The sequence below is a fragment of the Streptomyces sp. NPDC026092 genome (assembly GCF_040638605.1).
Classification (GTDB): domain Bacteria; phylum Actinomycetota; class Actinomycetes; order Streptomycetales; family Streptomycetaceae; genus Streptomyces.
The window spans coordinates 93,071-119,205 of sequence record NZ_JBEZYN010000004.1 but is presented as its reverse complement, the minus strand read 5'-3'; the positions used below and the strand labels follow the sequence as shown (position 1 = coordinate 119,205).

Here is a 26,135-nt window from a genome sequence, read left to right as displayed (position 1 = left end):
CGGATTCCTACCGTCCGAGGCGCCCACGGACCATACCGACCATGGAGTTCAGCTCCGCGATCCGCATGCGCTTGGCGGCCACGAAGAAGACGCCGAGCAGGACGACGCCGCCGACGAGCAGGGCCACGAGCGAGCCGAGAGCACCCTCGCCGAGGAGCTTCAACAGACCGAAACCGACGGCGCCGGCCACGATCGCGGCAGGCAGCGAGGCAAGGCAGAGACGGGCGTAGGTCCGCATGATGTGGGCGCCGTCCAGGTCGCCGCCGAGCCGGTTGCGCAGCCGGCGCCAGGCGACGCCGACACCGACCGCGTAGGCCAGACCGTAGGAGGCGGCCATGCCGACGACGGCCCACTGGGCCGGGAGCACGAAGTAACAGGCCGCCGAGGCAGCCGCGTTGACGGCGGCGACGATGACCGTGTTGTAGAACGGCGTCCGGGTGTCCTCGTAGGCGTAGAAGCCGCGCAGGACGACGTACTGGACCGAGTACGGGATGAGGCCGAGGCCGAAGGCCATCAGGATGAAGCCCATGCCCTGGGCGGCCTGGACGCCGCTGGAGGCGTAGAGCAGGGTGCACATCGGCACGCCGAGCGCCAGGAACGCGAAGGCGACCGGGACGATCGCCACGGCGGAGTTCCGCAGACCCTGCGAGATGTCGTCGCGCACGGCGCCGGGGTCGTTGTCGTGTGCGGCGCGGGAGATGCGGGGCAGCAGGGCGGCCATGACCGAGACGGTGATGATGGCCTGCGGCATGCCCCAGATCAACTGGGCGTTGGAGTACGCGAGGAAGCCGGCGCCGTTCTTGCCGGACGCCTCACCGGCGGCCGTGGCGAGCTGGGTGACGACCAGGACACCCGCCTGGTTGGCGAGCACGAACAGCACGGTCCACTTGGCGAGTTTGACCGTCTTGCCGAGGCCGTGGCCCTTCCAGTCGAAGCGCGGGCGGAAGCGGAAGCCCGTCTCGCGGAGGTAGGGGATCATCGCCAGGGCCTGGACGACCAGGCCGAGCAGGGTACCGATGCCGAGCAGACGGATGCCGTCGTCCGGGATGGTCTGCACACCCATCTGGGATTCGGCGGAGGTGCCGTAGACCCAGATGAACAGGCCGAAGGTGACGATCATGACGATGTTGTTGAGGACCGGGGTCCACATCATCGCGCCGAACTTGCCCCGGGCGTTGAGGATCTGACCCATCACCACATGCACGCCCATGAAGAAGATCGTGGGCAGGCAGTAGCGGGCGAAGGTCACCGCGACGCTGTTGGCCGCTGCGTTGTCGGCGATGGTGTTCGACATCAGCCGGATCAACAGCGGGGCGGCGAAGACCGCGACGACCACGATCGCGCCGAGTGCCACCATGACCAGGGTCAGCAGCCGGTTTGCGTAGGCCTCGCCGCCGTCCTCGTCGTTCTTCATCGAGCGGACGAGCTGCGGGACGAAGACCGAGTTGAGGCCGCCGCCGACGGTGAGGATGTAGATCATCGTCGGCAGCGTGTAGGCGATGGTGAAGGTGTCACCGAGCAGCGCGGCGCCGAGCGCGCCGGTGATGACCAGGCTGCGGACGAAGCCGGTGAGGCGGGAGACGAGGGTGCCGGCCGCCATCACCGCGCTGGACTTCAGCAGCCCGGAGGCACGGCCTGACTTCTTCGGGGCGGGGGCGGGCATCGGGTTCGGCTCCGGAGCGGGCGGGGGAACCTGGCCGGGCGTCTGCTGGTCCCGGTAGAGGTGGGCGAAGGCGTCCGGTTCGGGCTTGTCGTCGCCGGCCCGGGTCACGAGGTCGTCCACGCCGGTGAACTGGACCGTGCGGGCGTCGTCCCCGTAGGGCAGATGACGCGAGGGGCCGTCCGGCTCGGGGGCCGGGGTCTGCGCCCACACCCGAGGGTCCGGGGCGTGCAGGGGCGCCGCGGGCTGCTGGTAGAGCGGCTGCGGCTCCTGGTAGGTGCCCGGCGGAGGCGGGGGGTGCGCGGCGCGGTCGTAGAGCGCCTCGGTCACCGGGTCCTGTGCCGACAGGTCCCGTGCCTGGAAGGGATCGTGGGCGTAGGCGTCCTGGACGTAGGGGTCCTGGGCGTACGGGTTCTGGGCATGCGGGTCGGAGGCGGGCTGCTGCGGTGGCGGAACCGGCGTCTGGCCGGGTCCTGGGGCCGCCGCGGGCGTTCCACCGGACGGCTCGGTGCCACCCAGGCCCTGCCCGCGGTCACCGTCGTACGGCGCGTTCATGGTTACCCCACCTCATCGTCCCCGGCCGACCGGCCACGACATCGCTCAACGGTCCACTTTCTCACCCGGGCCGGACGGGTCGCCGCTTTCGTGGGCGGTGTCCGGCGCCGGGTCACTCGGCTGCCCGGGATCGTCCTCCTCCGCGGCCTCCGCTTCGGTGTTCTTCGCGGCCGCGCGCTTGCGCTGGGTGTACATCCTGGCTCCGGCGAGGACCAGGAGCAGCACTCCGCCGGCGATGACGAGCATCACGGTCGGGGTGATCTCGGAGACCTTCACGGTGAACCGCATGGGCTGGCCGTACGGCGTGCCGTCCTTGGTGAACAGCTGGGCCGTCATGGGCACCGGCCCGTTGGCGTTGGCCGAGGCGTCGAACTTCACGGACTGGCTGTGCCCGGCGCCGATCTTGACCGGGAGCTCGGAGACCTCCTTGCCGCCTTCGAACTTCAGGCGGGCCTTGTTCTCGGACGTCAGCCTCAGCACGAGGTCGTCCACGCCCTGCAGCAGCTTGTTCTGGACGGTCACCGGGATGGTGGCGCTGCGGCCGGAGAGCGTGAGGTCCGACTTCTCGACCAGCTGCACCTCGCGCGTGAGGCTCTCGAGGTACTCGTGCACCCTGATCCGGTACAGCGAGGCCGCGGGGGCCTGGCCACGCCAGGAGGTGGACATCTCGCGGCTGATCGCGTTGCCGAAGGGGGTCACCACGCGGTCGGGCTGGGTGAGGATGACCTTGAAGTCGTCCAGATCCGCCCGGGTGTCCTTCATGTCGCGGAAGGCCTCGACGGGAAGCTCCTGCTTCCGCAGCTGCTGCGGATAGCGGGACGTGCTCGGCACCTTGGTGCTGGCATCGGGGTCCGGCTTGACCGAGGCTGCCGCGATCAGATCGAGGGGCTCCGTCCAGCGCTTGGCCGCCAGTCCGCGCAGCGCGGTCGCCATGGTCTGCGCCTGCGACGTGGTCGGGATCCGCTGGGGGGCGACCACGATGCTGCGCTGCTGCTCGGGCTGTTCCAGGGTGACCGCGAGCGACTGGGCGAGGAACTCCTGGACGGCGAGGGTGGCGTTCCCGGCGGGGAGCATGTCGCCCTCGAAGGCCGTCGAGAGGTAGGCGTCGCTGACGACGGCCGTGGTGCCACCGCCGATGGGGCGGGCCGCCGTCGGTGTGTACGGGAGGTCGTCCTGGAAGCTGTCGCTGCGGGCGATCACCTTGTGGGCGCCTGCCGAGGTCGCGACATCCATGATCGAGGGGTCGACGGCCCCGTCCACGGGCCAGGAGAAGTCGGTGGACGGCTTGACGTGGAGGACGGTCTCCACCGTCGTCCCGGCCAGCTCCGTCGCCGGCTGGAGGTGGCTCAGCGAGCCGGGGACGTCCTTGCCGCGGTGGGCGAGCGAGGCGATGTCCGGGTCGGCGAACGGCAGGGCGACGACCTTGCGTCCCACGACGGCCTTCTGCAGCGCGTCCAGCCACCGCTTGGCGACGGCCTGGTTCTTGCCGGGCACCGTGGCCGTGCCGTTCTTGACCTCGTAGCTCTTCGTCATGGCGTCGACTGTGGCCAGTAGGTCTGGGTCGATCACCCAGGTCACGGGGAGTTCCTTGCCCAGCGTGACCATGTGGTCCAGGCGTCCACCGGGGGCGAGCTCGGCGGCCAGATCGTCGTTCTCGAAGACCGGCGTCTGCTGGTCGTCAGTGCCGGTCTCGGCCGACACATGGGCCGAGGAGATCAGCGGCCAGAGGTAGGTGAGCTGGGTCTTCTTCTCGGTGGCCTCGGGCTGGTAGGGCAGGAAGGTGCGTTCGATACCGAGCACGTGCTGCCCGGGCTGTGAGGAGGTCTGACCGGAGAGGGAGACGCCCAGCTGGTAGACGCCGTCGTCGTCGAGGCCGAGCTTGTCGACGGGGACGGAGAGCTTGAACTCCTTGCTGAGCCCGGCCGCCAGCCGGGGGATCTTGACCGTGTAGGCACCGCCGAGGGCGGCGGGGTCGCTCCCGGGCCGGTAGCCGGTACGGCCGGAGACCTGCTCGATCTCGCTCCGGCTGGTCATCCGGGGGCCGACCCGCACGTTCACCGTGGCGTCGGTCACGGTCTGCTTGCCCTCGTTGGTGACCGTCCCGGAGAGCGTGACCGTGTCACCCTCCACCGGTGCGGTCGGGGAGAGCGTGTCGAGAGACACATCGACGGTTCGTGAGCCGGTGGCGTCCTCGGCGGCGACGGCCGGCGGGGCGACGGCACCCTGAAGGAGCCCGGCGAGCAGCGGTGCCCCGGCAAGGAAGGACGCCGTCCGCCGCAGCCACCGACGGGCAGGTGAGGGAAGGGTCCCCTGGATGTCTGCCGCCTCGGCCACGCGTTCGCCCGTCCTCGTCGTATCAGTGGTGTCGGTGGTTCCCCGTTGCTGTGTCCAGGCATGGTAACGAGGCACGCCGGGGGCAAGTGCCGGGGACTGCTCCAGCCGATGGGGACAAGGCGGTCGGTCCGTGGGAAAACGGGGACGCTGCCCTGGGCCGGGGCACGTACCCTTTTCTGTTGTGCCGAACGCCAACGAAGACACCCCGACTGCACTGAGCCAGGTGCAACGCCGCGCGGTCAGTGAACTGCTGCGCGTCTCCCCTGTCGCCGACGACCTCGCCGTCCGATTCCAGGAGGCAGGGTTCAGCCTCGCGCTGGTCGGCGGCTCGGTGCGGGACGCGTTGCTCGGACGGCTCGGCAATGATCTCGACTTCACGACGGACGCCCGGCCGGAGGACGTCCTCAAGATCGTCCGCCCCTGGGCCGACGCGGTCTGGGAGGTCGGGATCGCCTTCGGTACGGTCGGCTGCCAGAAGAGCGGCTACCAGATCGAGGTGACGACGTACCGCTCGGAGGCGTACGACCGCACCTCGCGCAAGCCCGAGGTGTCCTACGGCGACTCCATCGAGGAAGACCTCGTCCGGCGTGACTTCACCGTCAACGCCATGGCCGTGGCCCTGCCGGAGAAGGACTTCATCGACCCGCACGGCGGCCTCGACGACCTCGCCGCACGGGTCCTGCGTACCCCTGGGACGCCCGAGGAGTCGTTCTCGGACGACCCGCTGCGCATGATGCGCGCCGCCCGCTTCGCGGCCCAGCTCGACTTCGAGGTGGCCCCCGAGGTCGTCACCGCGATGACGGAGATGGCCGGCCGGCTGGAGATCGTCTCGGCCGAGCGGATCCGTGAGGAACTCAACAAGCTGCTGCTCTCCGCCCACCCCCGCAAGGGACTGGGCCTGCTCGTCGACACCGGCCTCGCTGCCTACGTGCTGCCGGAACTGCCGGGGCTGCGGCTCGAGAGTGACGAGCACCACCGGCACAAGGACGTCTACGAGCACTCCCTGACCGTCCTCGACCAGGCGATCGACCTGGAGGAGGACGGGCCGGACCTGGTGCTGCGCCTTGCCGCGCTCCTGCACGACATCGGCAAGCCGCGTACTCGTCGCTTCGAGAAGGACGGCCGTGTCTCGTTCCACCACCACGAGGTGGTCGGAGCGAAGATGACGAAGAAGCGCATGACGGCCCTGAAGTACTCGAACGAGATGATCAAGGACGTTTCGCGCCTGGTGGAGCTGCACCTGCGCTTCCACGGATACGGGACCGGCGAGTGGACCGACTCCGCTGTCCGCCGCTATGTGCGGGACGCCGGCCCTCTTCTCTCGCGTCTCCACAAGCTGACCCGCTCGGACTGCACCACGCGGAACAAGCGCAAGGCGGGTGCGCTGTCGCGTGCCTATGACGGACTGGAAGAGCGGATCGCGCAGCTCCAGGAGCAGGAGGAGCTGGACTCGATCCGCCCCGACCTGGACGGCAACCAGATTCAGGAGATCCTCGGTATCCGTCCCGGCCCGGCTGTCGGGCAGGCGTACAAGTTCCTGCTGGAGCTGCGTCTGGAGAACGGGCCGATGGAGCACGAGGCGGCCGTCGCGGCGCTCAAGGAGTGGTGGGCGACTCAGAGCTGAGTCGCGCCGTCGATGTTTCACGTGAAACATCGACGAGGCCGAGCGAGGGAGGGGTGATGTTTCACGTGAAACATCACCCCTTCTTCAGTCGGCGGCCCAGCATCAGAGCGATCGAGGCGTACACCACGGCGACCATCACGACGACGGGGACCGACCGGCCGTCGGGGGGCAGCATGAGTGCCGCTACGGCGGCCGCGCCCACGAAGGCGACGTTGAAGAGCGTGTCGTAGAGAGCGAAGACCCGACCGCGGTAGGCGTCGTCGACGGACATCTGGACGACCGTGTCCGTGGCGATCTTGGCGCCTTGGGTGACGAGCCCGAGGAGGAAGGCCGCGATCAGCAGAGGGGTCTGCGCGAACGGCAGCCCCAGCGCCGGCTCCAGAACGGCTGCCGAGGCCGCGCAGGCGGTCATCCAGCCGAAGGGGCCGAGCCGTCCGATCGCCCACGGGGAGACGAGGGCGGCCACGAAGAATCCGGCTCCGGATGCGGCGACGGCGAGCCCCAGCAGCGCGAGCCCTTCGGACTCCGTGGAGCTCCAGGCGTAGCGGCAGAGCATGAGCACGGTCACCGTGAGGGCCCCGTAGCAGAAGCGCATCAGCGTCACCGCTGCCAGCGCACGGGCCGCGGGCCGCCGCTCGGCCAGATGGCGCAGCCCGTCCACGAGGCCACGGGCCGTCGAGGCGAGGGCGGCGCCCAGTCGGGGCTGGACCACCTCGGGGTCGGGGCCCAGGAGGTCACGGGGCATCCGCAGGGAGGCCAGCGCGGAGCAGAGATAGAGGAGAGCGCCGAAGAGGACGACCGCGGAGTCGGAGTCCTCGGAGAGGAGCCGGATCCCGAAGGCGAGGCCACCGCCCACGGTCGCGGCCACGGTGCCGGCGGTCGGGGAGAGGGAATTGGCGACGACCAGCCGCTCGTCGTCCACGACCCGTGGCAGCGCCGCCGAGAGCCCGGCGAGGACGAAGCGGTTGACGGCCGTCACCGACAGGGCGGAGGCGTAGAAGAGCCAGTCGGGCACGGAAGCCAGCATCAGTACGGCCGTGCTGCAGGCGAGGAGGGTCCGCAGCAGGTTTCCGTACAGGAAGACCTGGCGTCGCTGCCAGCGGTCCAGGAGCACGCCGGCGAAGGGGCCGACGAGGGAGTACGGCAGGAGCAGCACGGCCATGGCCGAGGCGATGGCCGCGGGAGAGGTCTCCTTCTCGGGGGAGAAGACGACGTACGTGGCCAGCGCCACCTGGTAGACGCCGTCGGCGCACTGGGAGAGCAGGCGGACGGCGAGGAGACGGCGGAAGTTCGTCAGGCGCAGGAGTACGCGCAGATCACGTACGACGGGCATGGCAGCAAGACTCACATACGAAGAGGGCCCCCGGGCGAATGACCGGGGACCCTCTATCGACGAAGTGGATCAGCGCCTTAGCGCTCGACCTCGCCCTTGATGAACTTCTCGACGTTGGCGAAGGCCTCGTCGTCGAAGTACTGCACCGGCGGGGACTTCATGAAGTACGAGGACGCGGAGAGGATCGGGCCACCGATGCCCCGGTCCTTGGCGATCTTCGCGGCGCGCAGCGCGTCGATGATGACGCCGGCCGAGTTCGGGGAGTCCCAGACCTCGAGCTTGTACTCCAGGTTCAGCGGAACGTCACCGAAGGCACGGCCCTCGAGGCGGACGTACGCCCACTTGCGGTCGTCCAGCCAGGCCACGTAGTCCGACGGGCCGATGTGGACGTTCTTCTCGCCCAGCTCGCGGTCGGGGATCTGCGAGGTCACGGCCTGGGTCTTCGAGATCTTCTTCGACTCGAGGCGGTCGCGCTCGAGCATGTTCTTGAAGTCCATGTTGCCGCCGACGTTGAGCTGCATGGTGCGCTCAAGACGGACACCGCGGTCCTCGAACAGCTTCGCCATCACGCGGTGCGTGATGGTGGCGCCGACCTGGGACTTGATGTCGTCACCGACGATCGGGACACCGGCCTCGGTGAACTTGTCCGCCCACTCCTTGGTGCCGGCGATGAAGACCGGGAGGGCGTTGACGAAGGCGACCTTGGCGTCGATGGCGCACTGCGCGTAGAACTTCGCGGCGTCCTCGGAGCCCACGGGCAGGTAGCAGACGAGCACGTCGACCTGCTTGTCCTTGAGGACCTGCACGACGTCGACGGGGGTCTCGGCGGACTCCTCGATCGTCATGCGGTAGTACTTGCCGAGCCCGTCCAGGGTGTGGCCGCGCTGGACCGTGACGCCCGTGTTCGGGACGTCGCAGATCTTGATGGTGTTGTTCTCGCTGGCGCCGATGGCGTCCGAGAGGTCGAGACCGACCTTCTTGGCGTCGACGTCGAAGGCGGCGACGAACTCGACGTCACCGACGTGGTAGTCGCCGAACTGGACGTGCATCAGGCCGGGCACCTTGGCCGCCGGGTCGGCGTCCTTGTAGTACTCGACGCCCTGAACCAGCGAGGCGGCGCAGTTGCCCACGCCGACGATGGCTACGCGAACCGAACCCATTCCGGTTGCTCCCTGTGTGATCGTGGAAGCCCTGCGGGATGCAGGGATTCACTTGGCGGTGTCGTCGGACGGATCCGGCCGGGTACTGCCCCCGTGCCGGGGCAGGCCGCCCGTTTCTCCAGATTCGTTGCCGTGCTGAGCGGGGGCGTCGGGGCCGGATCGCTGATCCCGTCCCGCCCGCTCGCTCTCGATGAGCTCGTTCAGCCAGCGCACTTCGCGCTCCACGGACTCCATTCCGTGGCGCTGCAGCTCAAGTGTGTAGTCGTCGAGGCGTTCGCGCGTGCGAGCCAGAGAGGCGCGCATCTTCTCCAGGCGCTCCTCCAGCCGACTGCGGCGGCCTTCCAGTACTCGCATCCGCACTTCGCGCTCGGTCTGACCGAAGAAGGCGAAGCGGGCGGCGAAGTGTTCGTCCTCCCAGGTGTCCGGGCCGGTGTGGGAGAGGAGCTCCTCGAAGTGCTCCTTACCTTCGGCCGTCAACCGGTAGACGATCTTGGCGCGGCGTCCTGCGAGTGAAGCGGCGAGAGCGTCCTCGGGGGCGCTGCCCGGCTCTTCGATCAACCACCCGCTTGCGACGAGCGTCTTGAGGCACGGGTAGAGAGTCCCGTAGCTGAACGCCCGGAAGATGCCCAGCGACGTATTGAGCCGCTTCCGCAGCTCGTACCCGTGCATCGGCGCTTCACGGAGCAGGCCGAGGACGGCGAACTCGAGGATCCCCGAGCGTCTGCTCATCCGTCGCCCTCCTCTGCTGGCGGGTGCCCTATGCCGTACTGATGTATCGACTCGATACATCCAGACGATAGAACGGCCGAACTGCTGCGACAAGTGGGGCCACGGTGACCGGCGTCACATCGTCAATTCACAGCAATCGACTTGCCTGATTTGGGGTGAACTTCGGCCCTAGGTGGGTTTTGGCCGTGCGTAGTCTTGCGGCATGCAGACCACCGGGAACCGCGCGACGCCCCAGGGCGTCAGTGCTCTGGGTGATCGGCTGCGGAACGGAGGGGCCTCCGATGAGGTCCGGCCGTGCGCATTTCGGGGGGACCGGAACTCAACTGCCGCTTCCAGGCGTACGCGCCTGCCCGAGGAGTAGTCGTTCGATGAGCGAGCATCGTCGCAAAATGCCGCAGTCGCAGCCGCCGAGTGGCGGCCGCGCGGCGGCCCGGCGCGCCGCCCAGCAGCCCACGGGCCGCAGGTCGGCCCAGGGACGGGACGCCAGCACCGGCTCCCCTTCGTCGGGGTACGGAGAAGAGGAGCGCCCCTACGTTGGGCGTGCCGAGGCTCGCCGCGCTGCCCAGCGCGGTGGCCGACGACGTGCACCCGACGGCGGCGCGGGCGGTCACGGCGGTCACGGTGGTGGCCGGCGCGGCGGCGGGAGCGGCGGACAGGACGGTGGCCCGGGTCGTGGCCGTGGTGGTGGCCGTCCGCCCGGCAAGAAGCGGCTGATCGACTACCCGCGCCACAACAAGTACGGCTGGCGCCGCTGGGTGCCGTCGTGGAAGCTCGTCTCGGGTCTGTGTCTGGCGTTCCTCGGCCTTCTGATGGGTGCGGCGACTTTCGCGTACTCCCAGGTGGTCATTCCGAAGGTCGACGAGGCCGCCACGGCGCAGAACAACGTCTACCTCTGGTCCGACGGGTCCCAGATGGCCGCGACCGGTGGCGAGGTCAACCGGCAGATCGTGGGCATCGGCGAGATTCCCGAGGCGATGCAGAACGCGGTGATCTCGGCGGAGAACAAGACGTTCTACGCGGACAAGGGCATCGACCCGATGGGCATCGGGCGCGCCGTCTGGAACATGGCCAAGGGTGGTCAGACGCAGGGTGGCTCGACCATCACCCAGCAGTATGTCAAGAACAGCCTGCTCAACGACCAGTCGCAGACCTTGTCCCGCAAGGTCAAGGAGCTGTTCATCTCCATGAAGGTCGGTACGGAGATGGACAAGCCCGAGATCATGGAGGGCTATCTGAACACCGCGTACTACGGACGCGGTGCGTACGGTATCCAGGCCGCGGCCCGGACGTACTTCCAGAAGGACTCCAAAGCCTTGAACCCGAGCGAGTGTGCCTTCCTCGCTTCGCTCCTCAAGGGCGCGACCTACTACGACCCCGCGGGCTCCACCGAGATCGACCCCGCGGCGACGCCGAAGGCGAACCTGGAGCGGGCCACCGAGCGCTGGAACTGGATCCTCGGGGAGATGGTCAAGGACAACCGGCTCCCGGCAGCGGAGCGGGCCAAGTACCCGACCTTCCCCACGGTGCTGCCGCCGAAGAAGAACGCCCAGCTGACCGGTCAGATCGGCTATCTGGTGAGCACGGCCAAGGCCAACTTCATCAACAACTACCCTGGGATGGACGAGAAGCAGCTCGCCCGGGGCGGGTACACGATCAAGACGACCTTCGACAAGAAGAAGGTCAAGGCGCTCGAAGACTCCATCAAGAAGGTCTACGACGAGCACATCGACCCGAAGAAGCGGCCGAAGACGGACACGCACGTCCAGTTCGGCGGCGCCTCGGTCAACCCGAAGACGGGTGCGATCGTCGCCATCTACGGCGGTGCGGACGCCACCAAGCACTTCACCAACAACGCTGACCAGACCGGTGCGCAGGTCGGATCGACGTTCAAGCCGTTCGTCCTGGCCGCGGCCATGCAGTACGGCGTGCGGGACCCGAAGGGGCCTGTGGAACAGGACGCGTCCACCCGCACGATCGTCGACCCGAACAAGAGCCGCTACTCCGGCAAGAACAAGCTGAAGATCAAGAACTACGACGGCACGATCTGGGAGGACCAGCAGGGCAAGGAGTGGCTGCAGGTCAACGACGACGACGCGAACTACGGCCCCATGAGCCTGCGCGAGGCGATGATCCGCTCGGCCAACTCGCCTTACGTTCAGCTCGGCATGGACGTCGGTATCAACCAGGTCCGTGAGACTGCCGTCAAGGCCGGTCTGCGCGACAGCTCGCTGGTCAAGGCCAATGTGCCCTCGTTCTCCCTCGGTATCTCCGACCCCAGTGCCATCCGCATGGCCGGGGCGTACGCGACCTTCGCCAACAACGGCGAGCGCTTCGAGCCGTTCTCGGTGACGGAGGTGAAGCAGGGGAGCACGCCCATCTACAAGCACGAGGGGAAGGGCGAGCGCGCCTTCTCCTCGGCGATCGCCAGCAACGTGACCGACGTCCTGCGTGATGTCGTCGAGAACCCGAAGGGCACCGGCCGGAAGGCCGCCATCCCGGGGTGGGACGTGGCCGGCAAGACCGGTACCACTGACGGCAACAACTCCGCCTGGTTCGTCGGCTACACGCCGACCCTGTCGACGGCGATCGACATGTACCGCTTCGACGACGACGAGACCAAGCAGGGTCGCAAGTTCGAGTCGATGTTCGGCACCGGCGCCCAGCCCAAGATCCACGGTTCGTCCTTCCCCTCGCAGATCTGGAAGGACTACATGACCGACGCGCTGGACGGCATGGACAAGGAGTCCTTCCCGGAGCCCGAGGACCTCGACGCGGAGCCCGTCTTCGGTGGTGGCGCGGTCAGCCCGACCCCGACTCCGACGGAGACCCCGTCGCAGACGCCGTCGGCGACCGTGACCCCCTCGCAGACGCCGTCGCGGACGCCCAGCGGCACCCCGGACCCGGGCAAGACCTGTGACGTGTGGGACTGGCCGTGCAACGACAACGGCGGGCAGAACGGCGGCAACGACGGAGGCCCGACCGGGACACCGTCGACCCCGACGACACCGACGTCACCGACGCCGACGGACACCGCCACCGGCAGACCCAATGGCGGCGGAAACGGCTGGCTGGGCAGCGACTGACCCGGCGGCCGGAACCCGTCCGGTAAGGCCTTGAGGGCCGTCGTATCCGACCCGTACTCACATGTACGGCGCCGGGTACGGCGGCCCTCACCGTTTCTCAGGGAGGTACGGCAGGATGTCCCCCATGCCGAGCCTCCACAAGACGAGTCCGCAGCAGGACCGGCCGCAGGACCCCGCGCTGGTGTGCCCCACCCGTCGTGACGAGGTCGCCGCGGCGGGCAGCGCACTGATCGGCGGGCCCATCGGCCGCCGGGCCCTGCTCGGGAGCGGGGCGCTCACTCCGGTGCGGGTGATCGCACTGGTGGCCATCGGGATGTTTGCGCTCGGCATGGTGCAGAAGATCCCCTGTTACGACTGGGCCTGGTTCCGGGGCACGACGTCCCAGTACACCCACGCCTGCTACTCCGACATCCCGCACCTCTTCGTCGGACGCGGGTTCTCCGAGGGCCTGGTGCCGTACTTCGACCGGCTGCGCGGCGACATAGAGTTCCTGGAGTACCCGGTCCTGACCGGGCTGTTCATGGAGGTCGCGGCCTGGCTCACGCCCGGTGGCGGCGACCTGGTGCACCGCGAGCAGGTCTACTGGATGGTCAACGCGGGCATGCTGATGGTCTGCGCGGCCGTCATGGCCGTCGCCGTGGCCCGTACGCACCGCAGGCGGCCCTGGGACGCGCTCCTGGTGGCCCTGGCCCCCGCGTTCGCGCTCACGGCCACCATCAACTGGGACCTGCTGGCCGTGGCGCTGACGTCCGTGGCCGTGCTCATGTGGTCACGCGGCCGCCCGCTCGCCTTCGGTGTGCTGCTCGGCCTCGCGATCGCCGCCAAGTTCTATCCGTTCCTGATCCTCTGGCCGGTGCTCCTGCTGTGCTGGCGCGCGGGGCGGTGGCGGGAGTTCGGTACGGCGCTGATCGGCGCGGCCGGCGCGTGGCTCGTGGTGAACCTGCCGGTCATGCTGCTCGCGCCCGAGGGGTGGAAGCAGTTCTACACGTTCAACGAAGAGCGGAACGTCGACTTCGGCTCCCTCTGGCTGCTGATCAGCCAGCGCTCCGGTGAGCAGATCACGCCTGCCAGCGCGAACACTTACACGATGCTGCTGATGGCGGTCGTCGGCGTGGGCCTCGCCGTCCTGGCGCTGACGGCGCCCCGCAGGCCCCGGTTCGTGCAGCTCGCGTTCCTGATCGTGGCCGCGTTCGTGTTGACCAACAAGGTGTACTCGCCGCAGTACGTGCTGTGGCTCATCCCCCTCGCGGCGCTCGCGCGGCCGCGCTGGCGGGACTTCCTCATCTGGCAGGCGTGCGAGGTCATGTACTTCCTCGGCATCTGGATGTACCTGGCCTTCACGACCAGCGGCAACAAGCAGGGGCTGCCGACGGACGGCTACCACTTCGCGATCGTCCTGCACCTGCTCGGCACGCTGTACCTGTGCGTCATGGTCGTACGCGACATCCTGGCGCCCGAACGGGACGTGGTCCGGCAGGACGGCTCGGACGACCCCTCCGGAGGCGTCCTGGACGGCGCCGAGGACGTCTTCGTACGCGGCAGGGCGGCCCACCCCGCCCGGCACGCGGTCGCCCCGGCGATGGAGGGGCCGCGCGTGCAGTGGGGAGTACCCCAGGGGGAGGGCGGCCAGGGGCCGTCCGGCAGGTCCTAGCGCTCGACGAGGCGGTCGAACTGCGTGGTGGTGTGCCGCAGGTGGGCCACCAGCTCGTCGCCGACCTTCGGCTCCTGGGCGTCGGACGGCACGAACAGGATCGACACCTGCATGTGCGGGGGCTCGGCGAACCAGCGCTGCTTGCCGGCCCAGACGAACGGGGAGAGGTTCCGGTTCACGGTCGCCAGGCCGGCGCGGGCCACGCCCTTGGCGCGCGGCATGACGCCGTGCATCGCCTTGGGGGCCTCGAGGCCCACACCGTGCGACGTACCGCCCGCCACGACCACCAGCCAGCCGTCGGAGGCCGCCTTCTGCTGGCGGTAGCCGAAGCGGTCGCCTTTGGCCACACGGGTGACGTCCAGGACGGAGCCCCGGTACTCGGTGGCCTCGTGGTCGCCCAGCCAGAGCCGGGTGCCGATCCGGGCGCGGAACCGGGTCTGCGGGAACTGCTGCTGGAGCCGGGCCTGCTCCTCCGCCCGCAGGTGGCTGACGAACATGGTGTGCAGCGGCAGGCGGGCGGCCCGCAGCCGGTCCATCCAGCCGATGACCTCCTCGACCGCGTCGGTGCCGTCGGTGCGGTCCAGGGGCAGGTGGAGGGCGAAGCCCTCCAGCCGGACGTCCTCGATGGCCGCGTGCAGCCGTCCCAGGTCCTCTTCGAGGATGCCGTGGCGCTTCATCGAGCTCATGCACTCGATGACCACACGGGCGCCCACGAGGGCGTGCACGCCGTCCACGGACGACACGGAGCGGATCACCCGGTCCGGCAGCGGCACCGGCTCCTCGCCCCGCCGGAACGGGGTGAGGACGAGCAGGTCGCCGCCGAACCAGTCCTTGATCTTCGCGGCCTCGTACGTGGTGCCCACGGCCAGCATGTCCGAGCCGAACCGGGTGACCTCGTCGGCCAGCCGTTCGTGGCCGAAGCCGTAGCCATTGCCCTTGCAGACCGGGATCAGGCCGGGGAACTGGTCGATCACGGACTTCTGGTGCGCCCGCCAACGAGCGGTGTCGACGTAGAGGGAGAGCGCCATGGCCGGCCCGGAACCTTTCTGGTGGCTGCGGTGTATCAAAGGTATGTACGAGACCTACGAGATTACGTACGACTTTACGGGCGGGACGCCCGGGCCGTCAGCGGCGCGACATGTAGATGTCGAGCGCCTTGTGCAGGAGCTTGTTGAGCGGGAAGTCCCACTCGCCGACGTACTCCACGGCCTCGCCGCCCGTGCCGACCTTGAACTGGATGAGGCCGAAGAGGTGATCGGTCTCGTCGAGCGAGTCGGAGATGCCGCGGAGGTCGTAGACGGTCGCGCCCATCGCGTAGGCGTCGCGCAGCATCCGCCACTGCATCGCGTTCGAGGGCCGGACCTCACGGCCGATGTTGTCGGATGCTCCGTACGAGTACCAGACGTGACCGCCGACGACGAGCATGGTCGCCGCGGAGAGGTTCACGCCGTCGTGGCGGGCGAAGTACAGCCGCATGCGGTTGGGGTCCTCGTTGTTGAGGACGGTCCACATGCGCTGGAAGTACGAGAGCGGGCGCGGGCGGAAGTGGTCGCGGACGGCCGTGATCTCGTACAGCCGCTGCCACTCGGCGAGGTCCTCGTAGCCGCCCTGGACGACCTCGACACCGGCCTTGTCGGCCTTCTTGATGTTGCGGCGCCACAGCTGGTTGAAGCCCTTGAGGACGTCGTCGAGCGAACGGTTCGCCAGCGGCACCTGGAAGACATAGCGGGGCTGGACGTCACCGAAGCCGGCGCCGCCGTCCTCGGCCTGCTGCCAGCCCATCTTCCGCAGCCGGTCGGCGACTTCGAAGGCACGCGGCTCGATGTGCGTGGCCTCGACGTCCTTCAGACGCTTCACGTCCGGGTCCTGGATGCCGGACTTGATGGCGGCGGAGTCCCAGCGCCGGATGACGACCGGCGGGCCCATCTTCACGGAGAAGGCGCCCTGCTGCTTGAGATGCGCGAGCATCGGCTGCAGCCAGTCGTCGAGGTTCGGGGCGTACCAGTTGATGACCGGGCCCTCGGGGAGATACGCCAAGTAGCGCTTGATCTTCGGCAGCTGGCGGTACAGGACCAGGCCCGTGCCGACGAGTTCGCCGGACTTGTCGAACCAACCCAGGTTCTCCGAGCGCCACTCGGTCTTCACATCAGCCCACGCCGGGACCTGGCAGTGGCTCGCCGCGGGCTGGCTCTGGATGAATGCCAGATGCTGCTCACGGCTGATGGTCCTCAGGGTCAGGCTCATGCGGGGCGCTCCTCGGCAGGTGTGTCCCCATCGGTCAGGGGCTCCGGCTCTCGCGCCGAAGCCTACTGTGACCGGGGAGCGCCCCGATGGGACGTGTGTCCCTCGGGCCGGCGTGCGAGCCGGACGCCTCAGACGAGGCCGCCGAAGAACATGCCGAGGTAGAAGCCCACCGCCGAGGCGCCGAGCCCGACGATCAGCGCGAAGCGCTCCCGGGTCGTCACGGAGATGAACTGTCCGAAGGCACCCGTGAGGATCCCGAGCAGCCCTGCCCAGGAGCTCAGCACGTGCAGGTGGTGGAACATCGCGGTGATGAAGGCCACCGCGCCGAGCACGAGCGTCACCGCCACCAGGGTGTCCTGGAGGACGTGAGGCTTGCCGTCGGTGGCGAGGAGGGAGTGTCCGGGGTCGGGTTGCATTGCCTGTGCCATGGGGCACCTCCTGGCGTGCCTGCCGGACGGCGGCGCATGGTAGCGCCGCCGACATCCGTTGTGTACAGATTGCGTCCCCTCACCAGTGGATTTCAACCGGAAGCCGGTGTGCGGGTACTCTGTACGGTCTGCACCGGTGTCTGCCCAGGTCCCTCCCGGACCCCGACGGTCTCCCTCGCTCGTCGAGGGTGATTGTCAGTGGCGGCCGATACCGTTGCTTACGCATCACGACCCTCCTGCCACGGAACGACCGTGGCCGCTGAGTCCAAAGGAGGTGGGTTCCACATGCGTCACTACGAGGTGATGGTCATCCTCGACCCCGATCTCGAGGAGCGCGCTGTCTCCCCGCTGATCGAGAACTTCCTTTCTGTCGTCCGTGAGGGCAACGGAAAGGTCGAGAAGGTCGACACCTGGGGCCGTCGTCGTCTCGCCTACGAGATCAAGAAGAAGCCCGAGGGCATCTACTCGGTCATCGACCTGCAGGCCGAGCCTGCGGTCGTCAAGGAGCTCGACCGACAGATGAACCTGAACGAGTCGGTCCTCCGGACCAAGGTCCTCCGTCCCGAGACCCACTGAGCATCTAGCTCAGAAGTCATCGGGTTCGAGTAGCAGCAAGCAGCCAGAAGCAATCCCGCCGAGAGGTTCATCCAATGGCAGGCGAGACCGTCATCACGGTCGTCGGCAATCTTGTCGACGACCCCGAGCTGCGCTTCACCCCGTCGGGTGCGGCGGTCGCGAAGTTCCGTATCGCGTCCACCCCCCGCACCTTCGACCGTCAGACCAATGAGTGGAAGGACGGCGAGAGCCTGTTCCTGACCTGCTCGGTCTGGCGTCAGGCGGCGGAGAACGTCGCCGAGTCCCTCCAGCGCGGCATGCGTGTCGTCGTGCAGGGCCGTCTGAAGCAGCGGTCCTATGAGGACCGCGAGGGCGTGAAGCGCACGGTCTACGAGCTGGACGTCGAGGAAGTCGGCCCCAGCCTCAAGAACGCCACGGCCAAGGTCACCAAGACCACCGGTCGCGGTGGCCAGGGTGGCTACGGCGGCGGTCAGCAGCAGGGCGGCGGCGGTGGCAGCTGGGGTGGAAACTCCGGCGGTGCCCAGCAGGGTGGTGGCGGTGCTCCCGCCGACGACCCCTGGGCGACCAGCGCGCCGGCCGGCGGCGGCCAGCAGCAGGGCGGCGGAGGCAGCTGGGGTGGAAACTCCAGCGGCGGCGGCTACTCGGACGAGCCCCCCTTCTAGGGCACTCCCCTCGAAGGCAGCTCGTACCCAAACTTCTTGATCACACAGGAGAAACACCATGGCGAAGCCGCCTGTGCGCAAGCCTAAGAAGAAGGTCTGCGCGTTCTGCAAGGACAAGACCGCGTACGTGGACTACAAGGACACGAACATGCTGCGGAAGTTCATTTCCGACCGCGGCAAGATCCGTGCCCGCCGCGTGACCGGCAACTGCACGCAGCACCAGCGTGACGTCGCCACGGCCGTGAAGAACAGCCGTGAGATGGCGCTGCTGCCCTACACGTCCACCGCGCGATAAGGGAAGGGTGACCGAAAAATGAAGATCATCCTCACCCACGAGGTCTCTGGCCTCGGTGCCGCCGGCGATGTCGTCGACGTCAAGGACGGATACGCTCGCAACTACCTGGTCCCGCGTGGTTTCGCGATCCGCTGGACCAAGGGTGGCGAGAAGGACGTGGCGCAGATTCGCCGCGCCCGCAAGATCCACGAGATCGCGACCATCGAGCAGGCCAACGAGATCAAGGCCCGGCTCGAGGGCGTGAAGGTGCGTCTGGCCGTTCGCTCCGGCGACGCCGGCCGCCTCTTCGGCTCCGTGACCCCGGCCGACATCGCCACGGCGATCAAGTCCGCGGGTGGCCCCGACGTTGACAAGCGTCGCGTCGAGCTCGGTTCGCCGATCAAGACCCTGGGCTCGCACCAGGTGTCTGTGCGTCTGCACCCCGAGGTTGCCGCGAAGCTCGGCGTCGAGGTCGTCGCCGCGTAACGCTGCTCTCAGCAGTACGGAAGGGCCGCACCCCTCGGGTGCGGCCCTTCCGCCGTTTCACGTGAAACACGGCGTTTCACGTGAAACATTCACCGCGTGGCACCGGTGACGATCCAGTGGCCGGAGCGCGAGCGCAGCCAGAGGGTCAGCAGGCGGACGGTCATCATCAGCGTCATCGCCCACCAGAGCGCCGTCAGCCCGCCGCCGAGAGCGGGGACGAGGAGTGCGACCGGAGCGAAGACGGCGAGGGTGAGCAGCATGGCCCAGGCCAGATATGGACCGTCGCCCGCGCCCATCAGGACGCCGTCCAGGACGAAGACCACTCCGGCGATCGGCTGGGAGACCGCGACGACGAGCAGGGCCGGGAGCAGGGTGTCCTGGACCATCGTGTCGCCGGTGAAGAGCGGGATGAAGAGTGGCCGGGCCAGGATGAGGAGTGCGCCCAGGACGACGCCGGACACCGCACCCCACTGGACCATGCGGCGGCAGACCTGTCTGGCCCCGTCGGCGTCGTCGGCGCCGAGGTACCGGCCGATGATGGCCTGGCCGGCGATGGCGATCGCGTCCAGCGCGAAGGCCATCAGGCTCCACAGGGACAGGATGATCTGGTGAGCGGCGACCTCGGCATCGCCCATGCGGGCCGCGACGGCGGTGGCGATCATCAGGACCGCGCGCAGGGAGAGCGTACGGACGAGAAGGGGGACGCCCGCCTGGGCGCTGGTGCGTATGCCGGCCGCGTCGGGGCGCAGGGAGGCGCCGTGGCGCCGTGCTCCCCTGACGACCACGACGAGGTACGCGGCGGCCATGGCGAACTGGGCGATGACCGTGCCCCAGGCCGAGCCCGCGATGCCCATTCCGGCGCCGTACACGAGGCCCACGTTGAGGAGCGCGTTGGCGGTGAAGCCGCCGATGGCCACGTACAGCGGTGTGCGGGTGTCCTGGAGGCCGCGGAGGACACCGGTGGCGGCCAGGACCACGAGCATGGCGGGGATGCCCAGGATGGAGATCCGCAGATACGTGATGGCGTACGGGGCGGCTGTGTCGGAGGCCCCGAAGATGTCGACCAGCCAGGGGGCCGTGGGCAGCGTGGCGGCGACGACCGCGGCTCCGAGGAGGAGCGCGAGCCAGATGCCGTCCATGCCCTGCCGGATGGCCGCCTTGAGGTCACCGGCTCCTACGCGGCGGGCCACAGCGGCCGTGGTCGCGTAGGCGAGGAAGACGAAGACGCTGACGGCCGTGGTGAGCAGAGCGGCGGCGATGGCGAGACCGGCGAGTTGGGGCGTGCCGAGATGGCCGACAATGGCACTGTCGACCATGAGGAAGAGTGGCTCGGCGACGAGTGCGCCGAAGGCCGGCAGCGCGAGGGAGACGATCTCACGGTCGTGCTGCCGACGGACGGCTTTGGGGGTCGGGGGAGCCTGGGTCATGGATCAAATCTAATCTTCCACAGGTAAGAGATGCAATGCACCTGTGATCCTTACCTGAGTGCGGTGTGCGGCCTCGGGTGTGCGCCGTTTGTTCTGATCTTGATCCGGAAGGAAAAGTTTTTCTCCCCCACAGCCCGTGGATGGAAAACATCCAGGTCAGAGCGGTGCTGTGGGGTCCGCTATGAGTTTGTCCACATGACTGTCCCCCGGTCCGTGCACAGGTTCGGCGGGGTTCTCCACAGCATCTGGTCGTTCACCCACAGGCCCTGTGGATAACCAGATTGGCTGACGGTGCCCGCGGGCCTACCGTGGTCCGGCGCCCGACGCGCCAGAAGCGGAGTCAAAGCCTCTTGTTTGTCAGAGCCGTGGCGTAAGAAAGAGTGGCACGGCGAGGTCCGCGGAGCGGACGGGAAGAGGTGGCTGGGTGAGCATTCCCGAGCCCTTGGACGACCCCTGGGCCGACAGCGGACCGAGTGAGCGGCTCCCCGTCGCCCGCCCCCGCGGCGAGGGCCGTGGGCGTGGACGGGGCCGTGACGACCAGCACGACCGGGGCAGCGACAGCGGTCCGTGGGACGGCGGCCTGACCGGCTTCGAGCGGGTCCCTCCGCAGGACCTCGACGCCGAGCAGTCCGTCCTCGGCGGCATGCTGCTCTCCAAGGACGCCATCGCGGACGTCGTGGAGATCATCAAGGGCCACGACTTCTACAAGCCCGCCCACGAGACGGTCTACGCGGCCATCCTCGACCTGTATGCGAAGGGGGAGCCGGCCGACCCGATCACGGTCGGCGCGGAGCTCACCAAGCGCGGCGAGATCACCCGCGTCGGCGGCGCCTCGTATCTGCACACGCTCGTCCAGTCCGTGCCGACCGCGGCCAACGCGGCGTACTACGCGGAGATCGTCCACGAGCGCGCCGTGCTGCGCCGTCTCGTGGAGGCCGGCACCAAGATCACGCAGATGGGATACGCGGCCGACGGCGATGTCGACGAGATCGTGAACTCGGCGCAGGCCGAGATCTACGCGGTCACCGAGCAGCGCACGACCGAGGACTATCTGCCGCTCGGCGACATCATGGAGGGCGCGCTCGACGAGATCGAGGCGATCGGCTCGCGCAGCGGCGAGATGACCGGTGTGCCGACCGGCTTCACCGATCTCGACCAGCTCACCAACGGGCTGCACCCGGGCCAGATGATCATCATCGCGGCCCGACCCGCCATGGGTAAGTCGACGCTCGCCCTGGACTTCGCGCGGGCCTGCTCCATCAAGCACAACCTCCCCAGCGTCATCTTCTCCCTCGAAATGGGCCGCAACGAGATCGCGATGCGCCTGCTCTCGGCGGAGGCCCGGGTCGCCCTGCACCACATGCGCTCCGGCACCATGACCGACGAGGACTGGACCCGGCTCGCGCGACGCATGCCGGACGTCTCCCAGGCCCCGCTGTACATCGACGACTCCCCGAACCTGTCGATGATGGAGATCCGTGCGAAGTGCCGCCGGCTCAAGCAGCGCGCCGGGCTCAAGCTCGTGGTCATCGACTATCTGCAGCTGATGCAGTCCGGCGGTTCCAAGCGGTCCGAGAGCCGGCAGCAGGAAGTCTCGGACATGTCGCGAAACCTCAAGCTCCTGGCGAAGGAGCTCGAACTGCCGGTGATCGCGCTCTCCCAGCTGAACCGTGGCCCCGAGCAGCGCACCGACAAGAAGCCGATGGTCTCCGACCTCCGTGAATCCGGCTCGATCGAGCAGGACGCGGACATGGTCATCCTGCTGCACCGCGAGGACGCCTACGAGAAGGAGTCACCACGCGCGGGCGAGGCGGACATCATCGTCGGCAAGCACCGTAACGGCCCGACGGCGACGATCACGGTCGCCTTCCAGGGCCACTACTCCCGCTTCGTGGACATGGCACAGACGTGACGGTTCCCCCTGTGCGGGTTCCTCTCCTGTTTCTCGATGTCGATGGGCCGCTGATCCCGTTCGGCGCGGAAGCCCATCCGACCTATCCGATGGGTCCTGAACCGCTCGACGCGAGCACGAATCCGCTCTTGATCAGGATCAATCCTGCGCACGGGCCCCGGCTGGCGGCGCTGCCGTGCGAGGTGGTCTGGGCTACGACCTGGATGGCCGACGCGAACGAGTGCGTGGCGCCTCGGATCGGTCTTCCACCGCTGGCCGTTGTGGACTGGCCGGAGCCGTCCGCCGTCGATGCGGAGGACGAGCGGAACGGACTGCATTGGAAGACGCGGGGCATCGTTGCGTGGGCTGCGAGGCGGCCGTTCGTCTGGGTCGACGACGAGGTCACCGATGTTGATCGGGCCTGGGTCGCCGACCATCACCCGGGTCGCGCCCTGCTCCATCGTGTCGACCCTCGGCGCGGGCTGACCGACGGCGACTTCGCCGTGCTTGAGGCGTGGCTGGGGCAGGCGTTCTGACACTCGGTCGGCGAGAAGCGCCGCAGCCCCCTGTGACCGGGCGTTGCCGGCCGCAGGGGGTGGGTGGAGGGGTCAGCCGACCTTGCCGAGGGGCGTGATCTCGAGGGTGTGCTTCGGGGCGTCGTGGTTGTCCACCGGGAGGGTGCCCGCTGGCCAGTCGAGGGTGATGGTCTTCGTCTCGTTCGGAGGCGTGACCAGGAGCTTCGACACGCGGATGCCCGAGCCGCCGCTCGTGTTGACCGGGAACATGATGTTGAAGGCGGCGGACTCGCCGTTCTTGATGACCGCCGAGCGGGGCTTGTCGCCGTTGCGGGGCACTGACACGGTGTCGCCCGCCGCCGTCTTGAGGTCGACACCGGCGAAGCCCTTGATGGTGCAGTCACGGCCGCCGCCGTTCTTGAACTGGACGGTGACGACGCCCTCCTCGTCCTGGCCGATCGTGTTGTCGACCGCGGTGACCTCCAGCTCGTCGCTCCGGCAGATCCCGGCAGAGTTGCCGGTCGAACCGGTGGTCGAACCGTTGCCTGCGGTGGTGCCGCCCTTGCTCGCCCCACCGGTGCTGCTGCCCGAAGCCGTGGTGGTGGGTGAGGGCTTGGCCGAGTCGCCCGTGGGGGTCGTCGACGTGCTGGAGGAGGAGGTTGCCGGCGTTGCCTTCGAGGGGGTGGTGTCGCCGTTGCAGGCGGTCAGGGAGAGGGTGCTGACGAGCGTGAGGCCGGCGAGGAGCGTCTTGGTGGCGTGCGTGAGCTTCATGGGTTCCCCCGTGCTGAGACTGGTGTGATCCGCGGCCGGTCGGCGTTCCCGTCCGGCTCGGCTACAGAGAATCCGTTCCAGGAAGGTGGGGGCAAGCGGTGGCGAGGCATCAGGGACGTTGGGATGCCAAGGAGGGTCTGACCTGCGGGGATGTCGTTGCCTGGGACGTGGTGATGGGATGCGGTGGAGCCCTTCGGTGTGAAGGGATCGGCATGCGACGGGAAATGTTGTCGACTCTCGACCGCACTCGGCGTTGGATCGGTTCATGACCTCACCCTCCGAAGCTCTGCTTCCCAGTACCGAACGCGCCCTGCTGCACCGCATCGCCGTCGCTCAGTCCGAGGGCCGCGCGCCCTCGTTCGTCGGAGCCGTCGCCCGTGACGGGAAGATGGTGTGGAGCGGAGCCCGCAGCTGTGTCGACGGGCACGACCCGGACGCCGACACGCAGTACCGGATCGGCTCCCTCACCAAGGTGTTCACCGCCGTCCTGGTGATGCGCCTCCGCGACGAGGGGCTGCTCGACCTGAACGACCCGCTGGAGAAGCACCTTTCGGGCACGGGCGTCGGTGAGGTGACCATCGCTCAACTCCTCGGGCACAGCTCCGGGCTCGCGGCGGAGGCCCCGGCGCCGTGGTGGGAGCGGACACCGGGTGCGGTACGGCCCGAGTTGGCCGATGTCCTCGGCGAGGAGGCGTTCCGTCACCCGGTGGGGCGTCACTTCCACTACTCCAACCCCGGGTACACGCTGCTCGGTTCGCTGGTCGAGGCGGTGCGCGGGGTCTCCTGGGAGGAGGCGCTGCGCGGCGAGATCCTGGAGCCGCTGGGCCTGACCCGGACGAGCGTGCAGCCGGTCGCCCCGTACGCCGGTGGCTGGGCCGTGCACCCGTGGGCCGACGTGATGCTCCCCGAGCCCTCCGAGGACCTCGGGCTGATGGCGCCCGCCGGCCAGCTCTGGTCGACGGCCGAGGACCTCTGCCGCTTCGCCGGCTTCCTCGCCCAGGGCGACGACCGGGTTCTCGGCGCCGCCTCGGTCGCGGAGATGCGTACGCCGGCGGTGGCACCCGGGGCCGGGGACAAGGAGGGGGGCTACGGTCTGGGCGTCCAACTGCTGCGCTGGGACGACCGGATGCTGATCGGCCACACCGGATCGCTGCCGGGCTTCGTCGCGTGCCTCTGGGTGAGCGTCGAGGACGGGGTCGCGGCGGTCACGCTCGCCAACGCCACGTCCGGGCCGTCCATGGCGGCCGTAGCCGGTGAACTCGTACAGATCGTGGCGGAGGCCGAGCCCCGCTTCCCCGAGCCCTGGCGGCCGCTCCCCGCGGCGGAGGTGGACCAGGAGCTGCTGGAGCTGACCGGCCCCTGGTACTGGGGGACTCACGTGTTCGGGCTGCGTCTCGGGCCGGATCGGAGTGTGACCCTCGAACCACTGCGCGGTCCTGGGCGGCGCGCGACGTTCCGGGCCCTGCCCAAGGGGGGCTGGGTCGGCCTCAACGGCTACTACCTGGGCGAGACCCTCCGGGCGGTGCGGCGATCGGACGGCTCGGTGAGCCATCTCGACCTGGGGTCCTTCGTCTTCACACGCGAGCCGTACGAGCAGGGTGACGCCGTACCGGGGGGAGTGGACGAAGCGGGGTGGCGCGGCCTCTGAGTCGGATGTTTCACGTGAAACACCGAGGCCGAGCATCACATCCCCGGCGCTACGGCCCGTCCAGGGTCAGAGGTTCATCTTGAAGCCCAGATGGGTGGCCTCGAACCCGAGCCGCTCGTAGAAGCGGTGGGCATCCGTGCGCGTGGTGTCGGAGGTCAGCTGGACGAGTTGGCAGTCCTGGCGGCGGGACTCCTCGATGGCCCACTCGATGAGCTGCGTTCCCAGGCCGCTGCCCCGCTCCTGTGCGTGGATCCGCACGCCTTCGATGACCGACCGTGTGGATCCGCGACGGGAGAGTCCGGGGATGACGGTGAGCTGGAGCGTGCCGACCACCATGGCCCCGCGCACGGCCACCACCAGGTGCTGATGGGGGTCCTGGGCCAGCCGCTCGAACGCGGCAGTGTACGGAGTGAGGTCGTCGGGGGACTCCCGCTGGGCGCCGAGGGGGTCGTCGGCGAGCATCGCGACGATGTCCGGCAGGTCGTCCGTGGTGGCGGGCCGTATCTCAAGATCGCTCATGGGGCGCAGCGTACGCCTCGCCGCCCGTCGGTCGACGGGAAGAGGTGTCGGTCGGGGGCGGCTCAGGCGGGTACGTGAAGGCCTTCGACGACGCGGACCAGGGGGGCCAGCTCCGGGTTCTTCGCCGCTTCGTCGAGGGCCTCGCGCAGGGCTCCGTCGTTGGTGGGGCGGGCCTCCGCGAGCAGCTTCATGCCGGACTCGGTGACATCGGTGTAGATGCCGCGCCGGTCGGTGGCGCACAGGTAGCGGGTGAGGAGGCCTCGGTCCTCCAGGCGGGTCACCAGGCGTGTGGTGGCACTCTGGCTGAGGACGACGGCGTCCGCGACCTGCTTCATCTGGAGGTGCCCGCCCGGCCCGCTGTGCTGGCGGCTGAGGACATCGAGCAGCGAGTACTCGCGCACGCTCAGCCCGTGCCCGGACTCCAGGGCGCGCTCGATGTGGGACTCGATCCTGCCGTGCAGCAGAGAGAGAGCACACCAGCCCTGGGAGAGGGCGGTGAGAGCGGGGTCGGTCGCGGTCATGGTCTCTCCTCGGTCCGGAGCGGCTCCTCCCAGGGTAGACGAAG

General features: G+C 68.7%; 23 protein-coding genes. 11 read left to right on the top strand and 12 right to left on the bottom strand.

Going from position 1 to position 26,135, the window contains the following annotated elements; translation table 11 throughout:
- Positions 1-7: 7 nt before the first annotated feature.
- Together murJ and AB0F56_RS07790 are read right to left on the bottom strand one after the other, a co-directional pair.
- Positions 8-2,215 carry a murein biosynthesis integral membrane protein MurJ gene (murJ, locus tag AB0F56_RS07795; RefSeq protein WP_362005349.1) on the bottom strand — a complete coding sequence of 736 codons (2,208 nt, stop codon included), beginning with the start codon at positions 2,213-2,215 and terminating at the stop codon, positions 8-10.
- A 45-nt stretch (positions 2,216-2,260) separates the two neighbouring features.
- On the bottom strand, positions 2,261-4,549 hold the full coding sequence (locus AB0F56_RS07790; protein WP_362005346.1) for a DUF6049 family protein: 2,289 nt from the start codon (positions 4,547-4,549) through the stop codon (positions 2,261-2,263).
- Between the two features lie 181 nt (positions 4,550-4,730).
- On the opposite strand from AB0F56_RS07790, the gene AB0F56_RS07785 reads away from it, so the two are divergent.
- On the top strand, positions 4,731-6,173 hold the full coding sequence (locus tag AB0F56_RS07785) for a CCA tRNA nucleotidyltransferase (RefSeq protein WP_362005344.1): 1,443 nt from the start codon (positions 4,731-4,733) through the stop codon (positions 6,171-6,173).
- A gap of 73 nt (positions 6,174-6,246) precedes the next feature.
- Here AB0F56_RS07785 and AB0F56_RS07780 read toward each other — a convergent pair whose 3' ends face one another.
- The 3 genes from AB0F56_RS07780 to AB0F56_RS07770 all read right to left on the bottom strand — a co-directional run bounded on the left by AB0F56_RS07780 (position 6,247) and on the right by AB0F56_RS07770 (position 9,395).
- Positions 6,247-7,506, bottom strand: coding sequence for an MFS transporter (locus AB0F56_RS07780; RefSeq protein ID WP_362005341.1), 1,260 nt, complete (start codon positions 7,504-7,506; stop codon positions 6,247-6,249).
- Between the two features lie 77 nt (positions 7,507-7,583).
- Positions 7,584-8,666 (bottom strand): inositol-3-phosphate synthase, encoded by a 1,083-nt coding sequence (locus tag AB0F56_RS07775; protein WP_362005338.1) that lies wholly within the window; start codon positions 8,664-8,666, stop codon positions 7,584-7,586.
- Positions 8,667-8,714: 48 nt separating this feature from the next.
- A complete protein-coding gene (locus tag AB0F56_RS07770) occupies positions 8,715-9,395 on the bottom strand; it encodes a helix-turn-helix transcriptional regulator (RefSeq protein WP_362005335.1) in 681 nt (226 codons plus the stop codon).
- Between the two features lie 534 nt (positions 9,396-9,929).
- Here AB0F56_RS07770 and AB0F56_RS07765 point away from each other — a divergent pair.
- From AB0F56_RS07765 to AB0F56_RS07755, 3 genes are all read left to right on the top strand, one after another.
- Positions 9,930-10,109 carry a hypothetical protein gene (locus tag AB0F56_RS07765; protein ID WP_362006191.1) on the top strand — a complete coding sequence of 60 codons (180 nt, stop codon included), beginning with the start codon at positions 9,930-9,932 and terminating at the stop codon, positions 10,107-10,109.
- Positions 10,106-12,478 (top strand): transglycosylase domain-containing protein, encoded by a 2,373-nt coding sequence (locus AB0F56_RS07760; protein WP_362006117.1) that lies wholly within the window; start codon positions 10,106-10,108, stop codon positions 12,476-12,478. The genes AB0F56_RS07765 and AB0F56_RS07760 overlap by 4 nt, the downstream gene beginning before the upstream one ends.
- Before the next feature lie 124 nt (positions 12,479-12,602).
- Positions 12,603-14,129 (top strand): glycosyltransferase 87 family protein, encoded by a 1,527-nt coding sequence (locus AB0F56_RS07755; RefSeq protein ID WP_362005334.1) that lies wholly within the window; start codon positions 12,603-12,605, stop codon positions 14,127-14,129.
- Here AB0F56_RS07755 and AB0F56_RS07750 read toward each other — a convergent pair.
- From AB0F56_RS07750 to AB0F56_RS07740, 3 genes are all read right to left on the bottom strand, one after another.
- The gene (locus tag AB0F56_RS07750) at positions 14,126-15,157 is read right to left on the bottom strand and encodes an alanine racemase (RefSeq protein WP_362005331.1); all 1,032 of its coding nucleotides are present in this window, start codon (positions 15,155-15,157) and stop codon (positions 14,126-14,128) included. The two genes, AB0F56_RS07755 and AB0F56_RS07750, sit on opposite strands and share 4 nt — an antisense overlap.
- Positions 15,158-15,254: 97 nt before the next feature.
- Positions 15,255-16,373: a peptidoglycan bridge formation glycyltransferase FemA/FemB family protein gene (locus AB0F56_RS07745; RefSeq protein ID WP_362005329.1), complete on the bottom strand. Its 1,119-nt coding sequence runs from the start codon at positions 16,371-16,373 to the stop codon at positions 15,255-15,257.
- A gap of 128 nt (positions 16,374-16,501) precedes the next feature.
- Positions 16,502-16,801, bottom strand: coding sequence for a hypothetical protein (locus AB0F56_RS07740; RefSeq protein ID WP_362005326.1), 300 nt, complete (start codon positions 16,799-16,801; stop codon positions 16,502-16,504).
- Between the two features lie 285 nt (positions 16,802-17,086).
- Here AB0F56_RS07740 and rpsF point away from each other — a divergent pair, with 285 nt between their 5' ends.
- The 4 genes from rpsF (at position 17,087) to rplI (ending at position 18,799) form a co-directional block, all read left to right on the top strand.
- A complete protein-coding gene (rpsF, locus tag AB0F56_RS07735) occupies positions 17,087-17,377 on the top strand; it encodes a 30S ribosomal protein S6 (protein WP_004950685.1) in 291 nt (96 codons plus the stop codon).
- Positions 17,378-17,451: 74 nt separating this feature from the next.
- A complete protein-coding gene (locus AB0F56_RS07730; protein ID WP_362005323.1) occupies positions 17,452-18,039 on the top strand; it encodes a single-stranded DNA-binding protein in 588 nt (195 codons plus the stop codon).
- Between the two features lie 58 nt (positions 18,040-18,097).
- Positions 18,098-18,334: a 30S ribosomal protein S18 gene (gene rpsR, locus AB0F56_RS07725; RefSeq protein WP_005315025.1), complete on the top strand. Its 237-nt coding sequence runs from the start codon at positions 18,098-18,100 to the stop codon at positions 18,332-18,334.
- A gap of 18 nt (positions 18,335-18,352) precedes the next feature.
- Entirely contained in the window at positions 18,353-18,799 is a 447-nt protein-coding gene (gene rplI, locus AB0F56_RS07720) for a 50S ribosomal protein L9 (RefSeq protein ID WP_158988579.1), read from the top strand.
- Positions 18,800-18,888: 89 nt separating this feature from the next.
- Here rplI and AB0F56_RS07715 read toward each other — a convergent pair whose 3' ends face one another.
- Entirely contained in the window at positions 18,889-20,226 is a 1,338-nt protein-coding gene (locus AB0F56_RS07715; RefSeq protein ID WP_362005320.1) for an MATE family efflux transporter, read from the bottom strand.
- A 424-nt stretch (positions 20,227-20,650) separates the two neighbouring features.
- On the opposite strand from AB0F56_RS07715, the gene dnaB reads away from it, so the two are divergent.
- Both dnaB and AB0F56_RS07705 read left to right on the top strand, forming a co-directional pair.
- On the top strand, positions 20,651-22,138 hold the full coding sequence (gene dnaB / locus AB0F56_RS07710; protein ID WP_362005318.1) for a replicative DNA helicase: 1,488 nt from the start codon (positions 20,651-20,653) through the stop codon (positions 22,136-22,138).
- A gap of 11 nt (positions 22,139-22,149) precedes the next feature.
- Complete coding sequence (locus AB0F56_RS07705; protein WP_362005317.1) at positions 22,150-22,653, top strand: HAD domain-containing protein; 504 nt, start codon at positions 22,150-22,152, stop codon at positions 22,651-22,653.
- A gap of 72 nt (positions 22,654-22,725) precedes the next feature.
- Here AB0F56_RS07705 and AB0F56_RS07700 read toward each other — a convergent pair whose 3' ends face one another.
- Positions 22,726-23,403 carry a DUF4232 domain-containing protein gene (locus AB0F56_RS07700; RefSeq protein WP_362005314.1) on the bottom strand — a complete coding sequence of 226 codons (678 nt, stop codon included), beginning with the start codon at positions 23,401-23,403 and terminating at the stop codon, positions 22,726-22,728.
- Positions 23,404-23,668: 265 nt separating this feature from the next.
- Here AB0F56_RS07700 and AB0F56_RS07695 point away from each other — a divergent pair, with 265 nt between their 5' ends.
- Positions 23,669-25,051 (top strand): serine hydrolase domain-containing protein, encoded by a 1,383-nt coding sequence (locus tag AB0F56_RS07695; protein ID WP_362005311.1) that lies wholly within the window; start codon positions 23,669-23,671, stop codon positions 25,049-25,051.
- 66 nt (positions 25,052-25,117) lie between these two features.
- Here the strand turns inward: AB0F56_RS07695 and AB0F56_RS07690 are convergent, their stop codons facing one another.
- Both AB0F56_RS07690 and AB0F56_RS07685 read right to left on the bottom strand, forming a co-directional pair.
- The gene (locus AB0F56_RS07690) at positions 25,118-25,570 is read right to left on the bottom strand and encodes a GNAT family N-acetyltransferase (protein ID WP_362005308.1); all 453 of its coding nucleotides are present in this window, start codon (positions 25,568-25,570) and stop codon (positions 25,118-25,120) included.
- Positions 25,571-25,632: 62 nt separating this feature from the next.
- Positions 25,633-26,091, bottom strand: coding sequence for a MarR family transcriptional regulator (locus AB0F56_RS07685; RefSeq protein ID WP_362005305.1), 459 nt, complete (start codon positions 26,089-26,091; stop codon positions 25,633-25,635).
- Positions 26,092-26,135 lie beyond the last annotated feature (44 nt).

What these genes read in the sequence shown, in the direction of transcription:
- AB0F56_RS07730 (WP_362005323.1), top strand. Translation starts at nt 17,452, where the DNA reads ATGGCAGGCGAGACCGTCATCACGGTCGTCGGCAATCTTGTCGACGAC.
- AB0F56_RS07715 (WP_362005320.1), bottom strand. Translation starts at nt 20,226, where the DNA reads ATGACCCAGGCTCCCCCGACCCCCAAAGCCGTCCGTCGGCAGCACGAC.
- AB0F56_RS07740 (WP_362005326.1), bottom strand. Translation starts at nt 16,801, where the DNA reads ATGGCACAGGCAATGCAACCCGACCCCGGACACTCCCTCCTCGCCACC.
- AB0F56_RS07685 (WP_362005305.1), bottom strand. Translation starts at nt 26,091, where the DNA reads ATGACCGCGACCGACCCCGCTCTCACCGCCCTCTCCCAGGGCTGGTGT.
- rpsF (WP_004950685.1), top strand. Translation starts at nt 17,087, where the DNA reads ATGCGTCACTACGAGGTGATGGTCATCCTCGACCCCGATCTCGAGGAG.
- AB0F56_RS07770 (WP_362005335.1), bottom strand. Translation starts at nt 9,395, where the DNA reads ATGAGCAGACGCTCGGGGATCCTCGAGTTCGCCGTCCTCGGCCTGCTC.
- AB0F56_RS07750 (WP_362005331.1), bottom strand. Translation starts at nt 15,157, where the DNA reads ATGGCGCTCTCCCTCTACGTCGACACCGCTCGTTGGCGGGCGCACCAG.
- AB0F56_RS07780 (WP_362005341.1), bottom strand. Translation starts at nt 7,506, where the DNA reads ATGCCCGTCGTACGTGATCTGCGCGTACTCCTGCGCCTGACGAACTTC.
- murJ (WP_362005349.1), bottom strand. Translation starts at nt 2,215, where the DNA reads ATGAACGCGCCGTACGACGGTGACCGCGGGCAGGGCCTGGGTGGCACC.
- AB0F56_RS07755 (WP_362005334.1), top strand. Translation starts at nt 12,603, where the DNA reads ATGCCGAGCCTCCACAAGACGAGTCCGCAGCAGGACCGGCCGCAGGAC.
- AB0F56_RS07690 (WP_362005308.1), bottom strand. Translation starts at nt 25,570, where the DNA reads ATGAGCGATCTTGAGATACGGCCCGCCACCACGGACGACCTGCCGGAC.
- AB0F56_RS07745 (WP_362005329.1), bottom strand. Translation starts at nt 16,373, where the DNA reads ATGAGCCTGACCCTGAGGACCATCAGCCGTGAGCAGCATCTGGCATTC.
- AB0F56_RS07695 (WP_362005311.1), top strand. Translation starts at nt 23,669, where the DNA reads ATGACCTCACCCTCCGAAGCTCTGCTTCCCAGTACCGAACGCGCCCTG.
- AB0F56_RS07700 (WP_362005314.1), bottom strand. Translation starts at nt 23,403, where the DNA reads ATGAAGCTCACGCACGCCACCAAGACGCTCCTCGCCGGCCTCACGCTC.
- rpsR (WP_005315025.1), top strand. Translation starts at nt 18,098, where the DNA reads ATGGCGAAGCCGCCTGTGCGCAAGCCTAAGAAGAAGGTCTGCGCGTTC.
- AB0F56_RS07775 (WP_362005338.1), bottom strand. Translation starts at nt 8,666, where the DNA reads ATGGGTTCGGTTCGCGTAGCCATCGTCGGCGTGGGCAACTGCGCCGCC.
- rplI (WP_158988579.1), top strand. Translation starts at nt 18,353, where the DNA reads ATGAAGATCATCCTCACCCACGAGGTCTCTGGCCTCGGTGCCGCCGGC.